Source organism: Streptomyces sp. (genome assembly GCF_031181555.1).
GTDB classification, from domain to species: Bacteria; Actinomycetota; Actinomycetes; order Streptomycetales; family Streptomycetaceae; genus Streptomyces; species Streptomyces fimbriatus.
On sequence record NZ_JAPSKQ010000006.1, the window covers coordinates 17,761 to 32,376 of the forward strand.

13 protein-coding genes are annotated in these 14,616 nt (G+C 72.0%); 4 read left to right on the forward strand and 9 right to left on the reverse strand.

Annotated elements, in window-relative coordinates:
• Window positions 1-27 precede the first annotated feature (27 nt).
• Together RIM90_RS02460 and RIM90_RS02465 are read left to right on the forward strand one after the other, a co-directional pair.
• On the forward strand, window positions 28-1,224 hold the full coding sequence (locus RIM90_RS02460) for a sensor histidine kinase (protein ID WP_309058827.1): 1,197 nt from the start codon (window positions 28-30) through the stop codon (window positions 1,222-1,224).
• Window positions 1,221-1,904 carry a response regulator transcription factor gene (locus tag RIM90_RS02465; RefSeq protein ID WP_309058828.1) on the forward strand — a complete coding sequence of 228 codons (684 nt, stop codon included), beginning with the start codon at window positions 1,221-1,223 and terminating at the stop codon, window positions 1,902-1,904. The genes RIM90_RS02460 and RIM90_RS02465 overlap by 4 nt, the downstream gene beginning before the upstream one ends.
• A 22-nt stretch (window positions 1,905-1,926) precedes the next feature.
• Here the strand turns inward: RIM90_RS02465 and RIM90_RS02470 are convergent, their stop codons facing one another.
• The 3 genes from RIM90_RS02470 to RIM90_RS02480 form a co-directional block, all read right to left on the reverse strand.
• Complete coding sequence (locus RIM90_RS02470; protein ID WP_309058829.1) at window positions 1,927-3,921, reverse strand: hypothetical protein; 1,995 nt, start codon at window positions 3,919-3,921, stop codon at window positions 1,927-1,929.
• A gap of 19 nt (window positions 3,922-3,940) precedes the next feature.
• Window positions 3,941-4,594 carry a TetR/AcrR family transcriptional regulator gene (locus tag RIM90_RS02475; protein WP_309058830.1) on the reverse strand — a complete coding sequence of 218 codons (654 nt, stop codon included), beginning with the start codon at window positions 4,592-4,594 and terminating at the stop codon, window positions 3,941-3,943.
• Between the two features lie 105 nt (window positions 4,595-4,699).
• Complete coding sequence (locus RIM90_RS02480; RefSeq protein ID WP_309058831.1) at window positions 4,700-5,629, reverse strand: enoyl-CoA hydratase/isomerase family protein; 930 nt, start codon at window positions 5,627-5,629, stop codon at window positions 4,700-4,702.
• Window positions 5,630-5,713: 84 nt separating this feature from the next.
• Between RIM90_RS02480 and RIM90_RS02485 the strand changes: the two genes are divergently transcribed.
• Together RIM90_RS02485 and RIM90_RS02490 are read left to right on the forward strand one after the other, a co-directional pair.
• Window positions 5,714-6,703 (forward strand): CoA transferase, encoded by a 990-nt coding sequence (locus tag RIM90_RS02485; RefSeq protein ID WP_309058832.1) that lies wholly within the window; start codon window positions 5,714-5,716, stop codon window positions 6,701-6,703.
• Window positions 6,697-7,944, forward strand: coding sequence for an amidohydrolase family protein (locus RIM90_RS02490; RefSeq protein WP_309058833.1), 1,248 nt, complete (start codon window positions 6,697-6,699; stop codon window positions 7,942-7,944). The genes RIM90_RS02485 and RIM90_RS02490 overlap by 7 nt, the downstream gene beginning before the upstream one ends.
• Before the next feature lie 13 nt (window positions 7,945-7,957).
• Here the strand turns inward: RIM90_RS02490 and RIM90_RS02495 are convergent, their stop codons facing one another.
• Genes RIM90_RS02495 through RIM90_RS02520 form a run of 6 tightly spaced genes read right to left on the reverse strand, consistent with a single transcriptional unit; the run spans window position 7,958 to window position 14,607 of the window.
• Window positions 7,958-8,728 carry an SDR family NAD(P)-dependent oxidoreductase gene (locus RIM90_RS02495; RefSeq protein WP_309058834.1) on the reverse strand — a complete coding sequence of 257 codons (771 nt, stop codon included), beginning with the start codon at window positions 8,726-8,728 and terminating at the stop codon, window positions 7,958-7,960.
• Window positions 8,729-8,731: 3 nt separating this feature from the next.
• Complete coding sequence (locus RIM90_RS02500; RefSeq protein ID WP_309058835.1) at window positions 8,732-9,880, reverse strand: acyl-CoA dehydrogenase family protein; 1,149 nt, start codon at window positions 9,878-9,880, stop codon at window positions 8,732-8,734.
• 14 nt (window positions 9,881-9,894) lie between these two features.
• On the reverse strand, window positions 9,895-11,031 hold the full coding sequence (locus RIM90_RS02505; RefSeq protein WP_309058836.1) for a thiolase family protein: 1,137 nt from the start codon (window positions 11,029-11,031) through the stop codon (window positions 9,895-9,897).
• A complete protein-coding gene (locus RIM90_RS02510) occupies window positions 11,028-11,840 on the reverse strand; it encodes an enoyl-CoA hydratase-related protein (protein ID WP_309058837.1) in 813 nt (270 codons plus the stop codon). The genes RIM90_RS02505 and RIM90_RS02510 overlap by 4 nt, the downstream gene beginning before the upstream one ends.
• A complete protein-coding gene (locus tag RIM90_RS02515) occupies window positions 11,837-13,024 on the reverse strand; it encodes a CaiB/BaiF CoA-transferase family protein (protein ID WP_309058838.1) in 1,188 nt (395 codons plus the stop codon). The genes RIM90_RS02510 and RIM90_RS02515 overlap by 4 nt, the downstream gene beginning before the upstream one ends.
• Entirely contained in the window at window positions 13,021-14,607 is a 1,587-nt protein-coding gene (locus RIM90_RS02520; RefSeq protein WP_309058839.1) for a FadD3 family acyl-CoA ligase, read from the reverse strand. The genes RIM90_RS02515 and RIM90_RS02520 overlap by 4 nt, the downstream gene beginning before the upstream one ends.
• Window positions 14,608-14,616: the final 9 nt, after the last annotated feature.

The window sequence follows — 14,616 nt, forward strand, 5'->3', positions numbered from 1 at the left end:
CCCGTCCCCCTCCGGAGAGATCGCACCATGAGAACCACCTGGCGGCGTTGGACCGGCAGCGAACCCGGGGCCTCCGGCATTGTCGTGCCCGCCGCACTGTTCCTGGTGACGACTGCCGGCTGCTTCGTCACCGGCTGGCTGATCTCCGAGTCCCTTCCCCTGCGGCCTGCGGTCCTCCTGTCCTTCGTTGCCTGTGCGGCGGTGCGCTGGCGGCACCGCCACGCGTCCGCCGTCCTGGCCGTGACCACCCTGTGCACCGTCGGGCTGGGAGCTCTCGGCTACCTGCTGACCCCGCTCCTCATGGGGCCGCTCCTGACCGCGCAGTACTCCGTCAGCCTGCACACCGACCGCAGGACCACACGGATCAGCGTGTCGGCCGCCACCGTGGGCATGGTGCTCGCCGGGCTGTGGGGCACCCCGTCCCTCCGGCACTCGCTGATCATCGCCGTCGTCAACCCGGCGGGATGGGTGTTGTTGACCGCCGCCTTCGGGAGCTACGTCCGGGTGCGCCGGGAGTACGCCGTGGCCCGTGCCGAACACATCGAGCGTGAGCGGGAGGAACTGGCGCGTCACCGTGTCGTCCAGGAGCGCATGCGCATCGCCCGGGAACTGCACGACGTCGTCGCCCACCATCTCGCCCTGGCGAACGCGCAGGCCACGACCGCCGCTCACCTGGCGCAGTCGAACCCGGCCCAGGCCATCGACATGCTGGGGCACTTGTCCGGAACCACCGGCGAGGCGCTGCGGGAGATGAAGAGAACGGTGGGTCTCCTCCGCCAGGACACCGACACGTCCGACGAGCTGGCCCCCGCCCCCGGCCTCGAGCAGCTGCCCGACCTGATCGCCACCTGCTCGGAAGCCGGCCTGGACGTGTCCGTCGAGGTGAAGGGGCGACCACGACCCCTGAACCCCGGACTGGGCCTGACGGCGTACCGGATCATCCAGGAGGCATTGACCAACGCCACCAAGTACGCCGCCCCCCCGGCCGCTCGTGTCCGGCTGGTCTACACGTCCTCGGACCTGACCCTCCTCGTCGCCAACGACACCGCTCAGTACGGTGACGCGCCGCCACGCACTTCCCAGCGTGGTTTCGGGCTGGTCGGCATGCGCGAGCGCGCCCTCGCCGCGGGCGGCACCTTCCGCGCCGGCCACAGCGGACAGGGCGGGTTCGAGGTGTTCTGCTCCCTTCCACTCAACAACGACGACGAACGGCCCGCCCCATGACGATCCGCGTCCTGCTCGCCGACGACCAGGCCCTGCTCAGGGCCACCTTCCGCATCCTGATCGACTCGGACCCGGACATGACGGTCGTCGCCGAGGCCTCGGACGGCCAGGAAGCCGTCGAACTCACCCGCACCCACCGTCCGGACGTCGTCCTCATGGACATCAGGATGCCGTCGACCGACGGAATCGCCGCCACCGCCGGCATCTGCGGACGGCAGGAGTTGTCCGGAACCCGCGTCCTGGTGCTCACCACCTTCGAGAACGACGAGAACGTGGCTCGCGCCCTGCGCGCCGGCGCCAGCGGTTTCCTGGGCAAGGACGTCAGCGCGGACGTCCTTCTGGCAGGGATCAGAACCGTGGCCGCGGGCGACTCGCTGCTTTCCCCCACGGCCACCAGAGCCCTCATCACCCGCTTCCTGGCCACGCCGGACACGGACGAACGACCGGCACCGCCCGAACGCCTCGCCGCGCTCACCCCTCGCGAACGCGAGATCGTCGCGCTCGCCGCGCTCGGCAAGTCCAACGCCGAGATCGCCGACGCCCTCTTCCTGAGTCCCCTGACCGTCCGCAGTCACATCTCCCGCTCCATGGCGAAGCTGCAGGCCCGTGATCGTGCGCAACTGGTGGTGACCGCTTATCAGAGCGGACTGGTGCGCGTCCGCCCTCCGCAGGCCGATTGAACGCTTCGGGGCGCCGGCACGGTCATCGGCGTACGACGACGCGGACCCGGGCCAGGTTGTCGATGCGGGCGAACGGTGTCTCCGGATCGGCGTCGCGCTGTGCCGAGACCCGTACGGTGACGAAGCGGGTACCGGGCTCGAGGTAGGTGTGGTGGCGTTCGAGGGACAGCTGGGGAACGGGCTCGGTGACGTCGTCGATCTCGTACGTGCCGTCTCCGTCCACGTCCCACTGAACCCGCACGATGCCGCCCGTTCCCGGTGGGGCCTCGACGGTCGCCGCCAGGGTCACGGGTGTGCCGGCGCGGACGTCGGCACACGCGGCGCCGTCAGCGGTGAGCCGCACCACCGGCTGGACCCCGCCGCGGTCGGTGGCGGAGTCGGGCACGACGACCTGCCCGTCCCGGATCTCGTAGCGGGTGCTGGAGGCGGGCGACACGCCCTTCTCCACCCAGTCGGCGAGACTGTGCAGCGCCTCGTGCAGGACGCCGAGGTAACTGACGGTGTGGGTCGGGTGTTCCTGCCGTTCGGCGTCGGCGTGCAGCGCGTTGTCGATGTACCAGAGGCGGAAGCAGTCGTCGAGGGCGTCACCGAGATGCTCGGCGGCCCTGCTGCGGTACCAGTCGGCCTGCCAGGGGAAGGCCTCCCTGTCGAGCAGGCAGGACACGACGATCATCTTGCCGCCGAACTTCCCGGTGGGCACGTGTCCGGCCGCCGCAGCCGCGAACATCGGGGCGAGCAGGAAGGGACGCTGGGGGAGAAGTGGCGCGCCGGCGGCGTCACGGTACTGGTCCCACACCGGGTACTCGGGGCCCGGCACCTGATGACGGTGGTAGGTCTGGGCCGCGAGGAAGTTGCTGTTGTCCACGTGGACGGTGTCGCCGGGGCGCAGACCACCCGGGAAGTGCTCGGCGTCGGGCGTGTCCAGGACGGCGAGGTCGTGCCAGAAGCCCTTCAGCCGCAGCCGGGCACCGGCGGCCTCGCCGGTCGTCACGGTCAGTTCGGCACCCAGGGGCTCGGTGTCCGGCACGGACGCGAGACGCAGCGCGACCACGGTGTCGTCCTCGCCCGCAGGCCCCTTGAATGCCTCGTCCACGCCGCCCCGCGGAGCCTGGGCGGGGCCGGCCAAGGAACCGAGATCAGGTGTGTCGCGCCGCGTGAGGATGTCATCGACCGTGCTCTCGAAGCGGACGCGGTCCCGGTGGATCGACGAGTCGGGGTCCGCGCCGAGGTACCCGGGCGTGGTCCAGAACTCCTCGAAGTACCCGGGGTCCACCGTGACGATGTGCGGGTACAGCGTCCCGAAGGCGTGCGTTCCCATGGTGCGGTGTCCGAACCACGAGCGGATCGGGAACCCCATGCGCGTCACCTCGGTCAGCGCGGCGCTCTCCTCGGGGGCCAGGCCCTGGTGCGGATCGCCGCTACCGCCGGGTTGCACCGCGTCCACGATCCGGTCGAACGCGTGGCGCAGCACCCGCTGGGCGTGCATCCGCACGGCGAAGACATTGGGAGCGGCCATCGGACTGCCGGGGACGTAGGGGACGAAGCCGTCCCACACCCCCTCGGTGTTCTCCGCGCAGCCCATGGTCCGGAAGGCGCCGCCGCTGCCGCCGTAGGCGTAACCGTAGGGGCGGTGGGCACCGTACACCTGACGGGCTATCACCCTTGAGTGTTCCGCGGCGGCGGCGTTCGCCCGGAAACCGGCGATCGTCGGATCCGTGTCCGGGCCGGGTGTTCCGGGGATCCCGCCTCCGTTGGTCTCCAGGAAGTAGCCGCCCGCGCTGAACGCGAACCCGATCTTGTCCTCCTGTCCGGTCGCGGACTGCGCCAGGTGCTCGCTGTCCGGGACCGGGGTGATGTGCTGGAAGAACCGTTTCCGGTACATCCCGGGCGGTGGGAAGTAGAGGGAGAACCGGGTCTCGGTGCCCTTGAAGCCTCCGTGTACGTAGCGGTGGGGCTGCGGCGTGTCACGCCATTCGTCGACATCGACGTAAGGGTGCTCGAAGGTCTGTGCGGTCATGGTTCCGTTTCCCGTTCCGTCAGAGGCCGTTGCCCGGCTGGTTGAGGACGGCCAGCCCCTCGATCCAGTTCTGGCCCGTGAGGCGGCGGACACCGTCCACCAGCGCCCGTCCGCAGTCGAAGTCGGGGTCGCCGAGGCGGGCCAGAACCAGACCGTCCCAGAGTGCGAGGACCTGCCGGGCCGTCTCCCGGGCGTCGAGACCGGGATGGGCCAGCCCGTCGCGCTGCCTCTTCGAGATCAGCCCGGTCCAGACGTCCAGCGCCCTTCCCGCGCGGCGGGCGAAGTACTCGGCGGCGGGATGGTCCGGCGTCGCGGCCTGGCCGCGCAGCATCACGAACAGACGCAGTCGCCGTTCGTGTGCCGACACCGCGGCGTTCGCGACGGTGCGCAGGGCGTCGAGGTCCAGCGTCAGCTCCTCACCCCCCACGGTCGCGAGGTCCAGCTCCAAGTCGTCCGAGCGGTCGAGGGCCGCGACGAGCAGGTGGTCCTTGGTGGGGAAGTGGTACAGGACCGTCGGTTCGCTGGAGTCCGACCAGGCGGCGACGAGTGAGGTGGTGACCCCTTCGTGCCCTCGTTCGTCGATCAGTCGGAGCACGGCGAGTGCGATGCGTTCCCGGCGTTCGTGGGACCGCTGATAGGGGCCGCGCTTCCGTGAGCGTGCGGCAGCTTTCATGGACTGCCCTTCCCTTAATATTGAGTGGAAGCTAACATTTTTGCGGTCGATCGAGCAAGATCCCTGCCGGTCGGACGTGAAGGTGCCGTAAATTACTTCCATTACTCAGTTTTCGAGGGGAATTTCGTCCACCAAGCCCCAGTGCAAGGCCTCCGTCGCGGTCAGCGCGGTACCGGTCAGAGCCAGGTAGGCGGTGCGTTCCCGGCCGATGCGGGCGGGCAGGCTCGCCGTGCCCCCCGCGCCGGGGATCAGGCCCATTCCGATCTCGGGCAGCCGGATCACCGTGTCCGGGGTGGCCGTGACCCGTCCGGCGAACGCCGCCAGCTCGATGCCCGCGCCCACACAGGCACCGTGCAGGTGGGCGGTCACCTTGGGGGCGCACCGCAGGAGCAGCGCCGCGGGACTGCGGGACACCCGTACCCGGTGCGCCTCGGCGGTATCCCGTGCGGTGCCGAACTCGGTGAGGTCGCCCCCGCTGCAGAACGCCGGCCCGGTGCCGCGCAGGTCGACGCGGGTGATCGAGGCATCGGCCGCGGCCACCTCGAAGGCTTCGCAGAGGGCGTCCCGGGTGGCGACGTCGAAGGCGTTGCGTGCCCAGGGGCGGTCCAGTACGACGCTCAGCCGGTCGCCGTCGCGCCGGAGCCGTACCGGTTCCGGCGCGGGACGCGGCGTGCGGGGCGGGGCCGCGGCCAGCCAGGCGCGGAAGTCCGCACCGCTCTGGAGCGCCGAGTAGGCGAGGGACTCCACCACCAGTCTGTCCGGCGACGGGAGCGCGCGCCCCATCCGGAGTACCTGAACGAGTGCGACGGACGCGGCGGGGTGCCGGCCGACCGTGTCGCCGATGTGCTGGGCGGTGGCCTGCGGATCGGCGCACGCCACCCAGGGGGGTGGCGCCTCGGGGCCCTCGGTCAGCAGGACGTCGAACCCGTCCGGGGCCTGCTCCGGCCGGGCCGCCACGCCCACCACGACGTGGTCCCGCGCGGTCGGCGGCGGTGCCGGACGGTCGATGTGGATCACACGGCAGGGCGACTCCATGACGGTCCGAGTGTAATCTGACTCCCACTTGCAGAGAAGGGTGTTTACTCCATGGGAAATGCCGCTCTCGATTGTGATCGCTGGATGTCCGACGTCGCGCCGTACCTCGGCCCGCTCCGGGATGTCGCTGACGACTTCGAGGTCCTCTCCGGCGTCACCGTCGACCTGCCCGCGGCCCTCTTCCTACGGGCGTGCCTCGCCGGCCTCCCGGCACCGGGCCGGACCTCGGCCGGCGGTTCGTGCCGACTCCTGCGGACCGCCGACGGATGGGCCGCCGTCAACCTGGCCCGTCCGGACGACCACGCGTCCCTCCCCGCGCTGCTGGCCCTCCTCGACGCGCGGGACACGGACCTGGTCGGCGGGGCCCGACGGGTCACCGCGTCCCGCCTCGCGGACGCCGCCCAGACGGTGGGCATCCCCGCCGCCGCGCTCGGATCGGCCCGTGCCCGCCGCCGCCCCGTGCGTGCCCGGTCCCATGGTGAGCGGTGCCCCCGCCCGCTCACCGCCCTGCGCGTGCTCGACCTCTCCGCACTGTGGGCCGGGCCCTTGTGCGCGCGGCTGCTCGGCCTGGCCGGGGCACAGGTGACCAAGGTGGAGAGCACCACCAGACCGGACGGTGCGCGGTGGGGGCATCCGGAGTTCTACCGCCGGCTGCACGAGGGGCACGAGAGCCTGGTGCTGGACTTCGCCTCCGGCGAGTTGGCCGACGCCGTGGACCGGGCGGACGTCGTCATTGAGGCCTCACGCCCGCGGGCGCTGCGCCGGCTGGGGGTGAGCGCCGAGAAGTTCCTGGCCGCACGTCCGGGGCGGGTCTGGGTCGGCATCACCGGGTACGGCCGCGACGACGACCGGATCGCCTTCGGTGACGACGCGGCGGTGGCTGGTGGTCTGGTCGGCCGCGACGCGTACGACGACCCGGTGTTCCTCGGTGACGCCCTGGCCGATCCCGTCACCGGCCTGTATGCCGCCCGGGCGGTCGTCCGCTCGCTCGCCGCCGGTGGCGGGGAACTGCTGTGCGTGTCCATGGCAGCCTGTGCCGCCGAGCTCACCGACTCCCGGACGGTGCCGTGCTGATCAGGAACGTCGAGGTCGAAGGATTCGCCGGTACGGACGTGCGGATCGGTGCCGACGGGCGGATCAGTGAGATCGGGCGCCGCCTCGCAGGGAGCGCCGATGTGGACGGGCGCGGAGGGGCGTTGCTGCCCGGACTGCACGACCACCACGTCCACCTGACGGCATTGGCCGCGGACGCCTCCTCGGTCCGCGTGGGCCCCGCCGACGTGCACGGAGCGGACGGGCTCCGGGCGGCCCTGCGGAGCGGGCCGCCCGGCCAGTGGGTCCGGGCCGTCGGCTACCACGAGAGCGTCGCGGGGGACCTGGACCGCTCGGCGCTGGACGCGCTCGTCGCCGACCGGCCCGTACGGGTGCAGCACCGCAGCGGGACGATGTGGTTCCTCAACACCGCCGCGCTGCGGGCGGCAGAGCTGGACGGCGACGGCCGACTGTGGCGGGAGGACGAACGGCTGCGCCACCTGGTGCCGCCGGTACGGCTCGACCTGGTGGGCCTGGGCCGACGGGCCGCGCGCCTCGGTGTCACCGGCTTCACCAACGCCGACCCCCGTCCCGCCCCCGGACTGCGGGGGACCCTGTCGGTGCTGCCGCAGCGGCTCACCGTCATGGGCCTCGACTCCCCGGTCAAGGTCATGCTGGACGACGCCGCCCTGCCGACCCTGGGCGACCTGGCGGCCAGGGTGCGCGCGGTACGGCCCCGGCCGGTCGCCGTGCACTGCGTCACCCGTGTGCAGCTACTCGTCACCCTGCTCGCCCTGGAGGAGGCCGGTCCGGTCGCCGGGGACCGCGTCGAGCACGGCGCGGTGATTCCGGAGGAGACCGTCTCCTGGATCCGGCGGCTCGGTCTGACGGTCGTCACCCAGCCGCACTTCCCGGTGGAGCGGGGCCGTCAGTACGCCGTCGAGGTCCACCCCGACGACCGGGCCCACCTCTACCGTTGCCGGAGCCTGGCCGCGGCGGGTGTTCCGCTCGCCGCGGGGACCGACGCGCCGTACGGCACCGACGACCCCTGGGCGGTCATGCGGGCCGCCGTCGGACGGGACGACGGCGAGAGCGTGACGCCGGAAGCGGCTCTGCGGCTCTTTCTCGGTGCACCCGAACGGCCCGCCCGTGCCCGTCGATTGACGGTCGGCACGCCGGCCGACCTGTGCCTGCTCCACGTGCCCCTGCGGGAGGCGCTGCACGTGCTGTCCGCCGACACCGTACGAGCCGCGTACGTGGCGGGCCGCCCGATCACCCCTTGAGCGCGCTGTTCGTTCAGACGCTGTACCCGCCGTCCACCCCCAGCGCCTGCCCGGTGATGAACCCGGCCCGGTCGGACGCGAGGAACGCGACCGCCTCCGCGATGTCCTGCGCCTGCCCGAACCTCCGCAGGGGGATGTTGCGTCGCGTGACGGCGAGGGCGTCCTCGTCCAGCTCGCCCGTGCTGATCAAGCGGCCCGCAATGCCGTCGGTGAGCATGCCGGGAGCGACACAGTTGACGCGGACGCCGTACCGTCCCTCCTCGGCCGCCAGCGCCCGGGCCACGGCCTCGACCGCGCCCTTGACGCCCGAGGAGAGTCCGTCGCGGACCGGGAAACGCCGGGTGGCGACCGTCGTCACGGCGACGACGGAGCCCCGGCTCTTCCGCAGCAGCGGCAGCGCGGGGTGGACGAGATTGAAGAACGCGACCGCGTCGGCCTCCAGCTGCCCACGGTATTGACCGGGTGTCACCTTGCTGAGGTGGGTCATCGGCACGTGCGGCCCGGCCGCGTAGACCACCGTGTGCAGGCCGCCGAAGTCCGACGCGGTGTCGCGCACGGCCTTCCCGGTCGCCTCCTCGTCGGTCAGGTCGAGCCCGACCGCCGCAGCCCGGCACCCGCCGGCCTTCACCTCGTCGGTGAGCGCGTGCGCGGCCTCCCCGCTGGCGCGGTAGGTGAGAACGACATCGCAGCCGCGGGCGGCGAGCGTCCGTACGATCGCCGAGCCGATGCCGCCGGTGCCGCCCGCGACGAGGGCGACGCCCGGGCGCGAAGAGAAGTCCTCCATGCCTCACAACCCCAGGGACTTGGCGATGATGACCTTCATGACCTCGCTCGTCCCGGCGTAGATGCGGGTGATGCGCGCGTCCGCGTACAGCCGGGCGATCGGGTACTCCAGCATGTAGCCGTACCCGCCGAACAGTTGGAGGCACCGGTCGACGGCTCGTGCCTGCACCTCCGTGCAGAACAGCTTGACCTTGGCGGCGTCGGCGCCGGATAGCCGGCCGTCGACCAGTTCGAGCACGGCCCGGTCCAGCACCGCCTGCGCGGCCTCCAATTCGGTTTCCACTGCTGCAAGTTCGAATTTCGTGTTCTGGAACGAGGCGACGGTGGTTCCGAACACCTCCCGTTCCTTGACGTACGCGATGGTGGTGTCGAGCGCCGCCCGCGCCTGCGCCACCGAGCCGACCGCCACGGTCATGCGCTCCTGCGGCAGGTTGTGCCCGAGGTACGCGAAGGCCCCGCCCTCCTCGCCGAGCCGGTTGGCGACGGGCACGCGGACGTCGTCGAAGGCCAGTTCCACGGTGTCCTGCGCCTTGATGCCCATCTTGTCCAGCACCCGCCCGCGCGTGAACCCGGGCATCCCGTCCTCCACCACCAGCAGCGTCAGTCCCGCCCGCCGGTCATCGGGGTCGTGGTCCGTGCGCGCCACCACGATCACCAGATCGGCCAGCAGCCCTCCGGTGATGAAGGTCTTCGCGCCGTTGAGGACGTAGGTGTCCCCGTCCCGTACGGCGGTGGTGCGGATCCCCGCGAGATCGGAGCCGGTGCCCGGCTCGGTCATCGCTATCGCGGTCAGCAGTGTGCCGGAGGCCAGGCCAGGGAACCAGCGCGCGCGCTGCTCCTGATCCGCGTAGGCGAGGAAGTAGGGTAGGACGACGTCGAGTTGGGTGCGGACCGTGCCCAGGGTGACCAGGGCGCGGGCCGCCTCCTCCTGGAGGACGACGTTGTAGCGGTAGTCGGGCTGCCCGCCACCGCCGTACTCCTCGGGGATGGCCATGCCCAGCAGGCCGAGCGAGCCGAGCCGCTCGAAGAACGAGCGGGGCAGCCGCCCGGCCTTCTCCCAGTCGGCGTGGTGCGGGACCACCTCCTTGGTCACGACGTCCCGGACGAGTTCCCGGAAGTCCTCGTGATCCGCGGTGAAGACGTCTCTGCGCACGGTGACTCCCGTCGTCAGTCGCCGAGTTCGACGACGGTGGCGTTCGCGGTGCCGCCGCCCTCGCACATGGTCTGCAGGCCGTAGCGGATGCCGTGTGCGCGCATGTGATGGATCATGCGGGTCATCAGCACCGCTCCCGAGGCCCCCAGCGGGTGGCCGAGCGCGATGGCTCCGCCGAGGGGGTTCAGCCGTTGCGGGTCCGCGCCGGTCTCGGCGAGCCAGGCCAGCGGGATCGGGGCGAACGCCTCGTTCACCTCGAACACACCGATCTCGTCGAGGGCGAGGCCCGCCTTGCGCAGCACCTTCTCGGTGGCCGGGATCGGCCCGGTGAGCATCAGCACCGGATCGGACCCGACGACCGCACCGGCCCGGTAGCGGACCAGGGGAGCGAGCCCCAGCTCCCGTGCCTTGTGAGCCGTGGTGACCAGCAGGGCCGCGGCCCCGTCGGAGATCTGCGAGGCGTTGCCCGCGTGGAGCACGCCGTCCTCCTGGAAGGAGGGCTTGAGCTTCGCGAGCGTGTCCGCGCTCGTCCCGCGCCGTATCCCCTCGTCGGCGTCGACCCCCGCCACGGGCACGATCTCCGCGGTGAACGCCCCTGCGTCCTGCGCCGCCGCCGCGCGCTCGTGCGAGAGCGCCGCGTACGCGTCGAGGTCCTCCCGCGAGAAGCCCCACTTCCGCGCGATCCGTTCCGCCGACATCCCCTGGTTGAAGGAGAAGCCCCGGTAGCGGTCCAGGACCTGCGGGCCGTACGGCATCCCGTCCGCCTTCGCGGCTCCCAGCGGCACCCGGCTCATCACCTCGACGCCACCCGCCACGACCACGTCCTGCTGGCCCGACAGGACTGCCTGCACGGCGAAGTCCAGCGCCTGCTGGCCCGACCCGCACGCCCGGTTGACCGTCGTCCCCGGAACGCTCTCCGGCCAGCCCGCCGCGAGCACCGCGTACCGGCCGATGTTGCTCGACTGGTCGCCGATCTGGGACACACAGCCCCAGACGACGTCGTCGACCACCTCCGGATCGATACCGGTCCGCTCCGCGAGGGCGTTCAGCACGGTCGCCGACAGGTCCGCCGGATGGACGCCGGACAGTCCACCACCCCGCTTGCCGACGGCGGTGCGGACCGCACCGACGATCACCGCTTCCCGAGTCACGTCTCGTCCTCCGATCGTCCGGCACTCGCGCCGGGCACCGCCCAGCCGCCGGTGAAATGGGCATCGCGTTTTCCGGCGAAGGCCGCGTACGCCTCCCGTACGTCGGCGGTCGCGAAGTTCGCCGCCTGCGCCCGCGCCTCGCCGGCGAGCGCCTCGCGCAGGGTGCGGTCGGCGCCCTCGTTGAGCAGCGCCTTGGTCTGGGCGAGGGCCACGGGGGCGCCGGCCGCCAGACGCGCGGTGAGGCCGTCGACGAAGGCGTCCACCTCTCCGGCGTCCACCACCCAGGTCACGAGGTTCAGCGCGCGGGCTTCCTCGGCGTCGATCGTCTCCGTCAGCAGTGCGAGCCGTTTCGCCTGCTGGAGACCGACCAGCCGCGGCAGCAGCCAGGAGCCGCCGCAGTCGGGGGAGAGCCCCCGCCGCGTGAAGATCTGCGAGAACCTCGCCTGAGGTGTCGCCACGACCAGGTCGCAGCCCAGCGCGAGGTTCCAGCCCGCGCCCACCGCCACCCCCGTCACCTTGGCGACCGTCGGCACGGGCAGCTCGTGCAACAGCAGCGTCACGTCGGTCAGGGTGCGCATGCGGTACACGGGGTGGACGTCGCTGAGGCCCTTGGAGATGTCGGCGCCCGAGCAGAAGGCGCCGCCCGCCCCGGTGAGGACCAGCGCGCGGACGCTCCGGTCCCGTCCGGCGTCGTCGAGCGCGGTGCGCAGCGCCTCCCACAGCTCGGCGTCGATCGCGTTCTTGCGGTGCGGGCGGTTCAGCGTCAGGGTCCGCACCCCCTCGGCGTCGTCGGTGAGGAGAACGGTCACCGCACGGCCCCCTCTTCGCGCAGTGCCACGATCTCCTCGTCGGTGAGACCGAGTTCGCAGAGCACGGCGTCCGTGTGCTCGCCCAGCGCGGGCACCGCCCCCATCGGCGGCTCGTACCCCGCGATCACGGGAGGCGGAAGCAGGGCGGGCACCGGTCCGCCCGGCGTGTCGATCTCCCGCCAACGGCCGCGGGCCGCCAGATGCGGGTGCGCCAGGACGTCGGCCTGGGTGTTGAAGCGGGAATTGCCGATCCCGGCGGCGTCCGCCCGGGCCTGGATGTCCGCCAGGTCGTGCCGTGCGCACCAGGCGGTGATCTCGGCGTCCAGGACGGCCCGATGCTCCACCCGCCCGGCGTTGGTGCGGAACCGCTCGTCGTCCGCCAGATCGGGCCGACCGAGCAGTTCCCGGGCCAGACGCTGCCATTCGCGGTCGTTGGTGGTGCCGAGGACGACCGTGTGCCCGTCGGCGGTCCGGTGGGCGCCGTACGGGGACACGGCGGGCGAGCCCATGCCGAGCGGCTGCTGCTCGACCCCGGAGTGCCGGGTGTACGTCAGCGGGTAGCCCATCAGCTCCGTCATCGTGTCGAACAGGCTCACCGCGACGGACGCGGTCGGCCGACCGCGTCCCTTGCCGTGCAGCAGGGCCAGGACGGAGAGCGCCGCGTACAGGCCGCTGCACACGTCGGCCACCGGTGGGCCCGGCTTGGCGGGCGCCCCCGGGTGTCCGGTCACCGCGCACGCCCCCGACTCGGCCTGGACGAGCAGGTCGTAGGCGCGCTTGTGGGACAGCGGGCCGCCGGGACCGTACCCGTCGATCTCGACGGCGATCAGGCCCGGGTGGGCGGCCTCCAGATCGGCGGGGGACAGGCCCAGCTTGGCGGTCGTACCGGGGGTGAGATTGGAGACCAGCACGTCGGCGCGGTCCAGCAACCGGTGCAGCACGCCGAGGCCGGAGTCGGTCTTCAGGTCCAGCGCGACCGACTCCTTGCCCCGGTTGACCCACACGAAGTGGGCCGCGAGGCCGCCCACGACATCGTCGTAGTGCCGCGCGAAGTCCCCGCCCCGGGGGTTCTCCACCTTGATCACCCGCGCGCCGAAGTCGCCGAGGGTGCGGGTGCACATCGGCGCCGACACGGCCTGCTCCAGCGCCACCACGGTGACCCCGGCCAGCGGTCCCTCCGTCACCGGCGCCCACCGTCCCCGTACCGGGCGCGCAGGTCGTCCTTGAGGACCTTCAGGCTGGCGTTGCGGGGCAGCGCGTCCACGAACCGGACGTGCCGGGGCACCTTGAAGTTGGCCATGTGCTCACGCGCCCACGCCACGACGTCCTCCTCGGTGGGGTCGGCGCCGGGTGCGGGCACGACGAAGGCGCAGCCGACCTCGCCCATGCGCGCGTCCGGCACGCCGATGACCGCCACCTGCGCGATGTGCTCGCAGCCGAGCAGCAGCTTCTCGATCTCGGCCGGGTAGGCGTTGAAGCCGCCGACGATGTACATCTCCTTCTTGCGGTCGACGATCACGAGGTTGCCCGCCGCGTCGAGGTGTCCGATGTCCCCGGTGTGCAGCCAGTCGTCGCCGTCGATCGCCGCGGCGGTGGCCTTGGGATCGTCCCAGTAGCCCTGGGTGACGTTGTAGCCGCGGACCTGTATCTCCCCGTCCCGGCCCGGCGGGACCTCCTGCCCGGACGCGTCGGTGAGGCGGACCTCCACGTCGGGGATGGGCCGTCCGGTCGTGCGGGCCACCGTCTCCTCGGTGTCACCGGGCCGGGTGGTGGTCACCAGCGCGGTCGACTCGGTGAGGCCGTAGGCGCTCAGCACGACGTCGAAGGACAAGTCCTTCTTCATGGCGCGGATCAGGGACTCCGGGATGGTGGAGCCGCCCGTCATGGACACCCGCAGGGACGACAGGTCGCGGCCCGGGCGGCCGGGGTGGTGGATCAGGTCGTGGAAGATGGTGGGCGGGCCGAGCAGGATGCTGACCCGTTCCCGCTCGATCACCTCGAGCGCCCGCCCCGCGTCGAAGACGGCCATCGGGATCACCGTCACGCCGTGCAGGAACGAGGCGAGCCAGCCCGCCTTGTAGCCGAAGCAGTGGAAGAACGGCGGGATGACCAGGAAGCTGTCGGAGGCGCGGAAACCGTACTCCGAGGACATCCAGCCGTAGGCGCGCAGGGACTGCCCGTGAGTGAGGACGACGCCCTTGGGATGGCCGGTGGTGCCGGAGGTGAACATCACGTCGCTGACGTGGTCCGGGGTGAGCCGGTCGATGGCCTCGTGCGCCTGCGCCGGCCCGGATCCCAGCTCCAGGAATCGCTCCCACGTCACGTCGGCCGTACCGGGTGCGCCCGGCAGTGACACCGTGGTGCGCAGCGCGGGCAGCTCCGGGTCCGCCCGCCTGAGGTCGGCCGTGTAGTCGTTGCCCAGGAAGGACGCGGCGGCGAAGAGGGCCTTGGCACCGGACTTGCGCAGGATGTAGGAGAGTTCCCGTGCCTTGAACCGGGTGTTGAGCGGGACGACGACGCCTCCGGCGCCCTGGATGCCGAGGGCCGCCACGATCCACTCCACCGAGTTCGGGGCGCACAGGCCCACTCGGTCGCCCGGTCCGATGCCCAGGGCCTGCGCCGAGGCGACGGCCCGCACCATCAGACCCTCCAGCTCGCGGAACCCGATGCGCCGGTCCCCCTCGACGAGTGCGGTCGCGTCGCCGAACCGCCGCGCGGCGGCTCTGACCACGTTCGGAATGCTCTGGAACTCCTGGTCGTGTCGCATGACGGGACT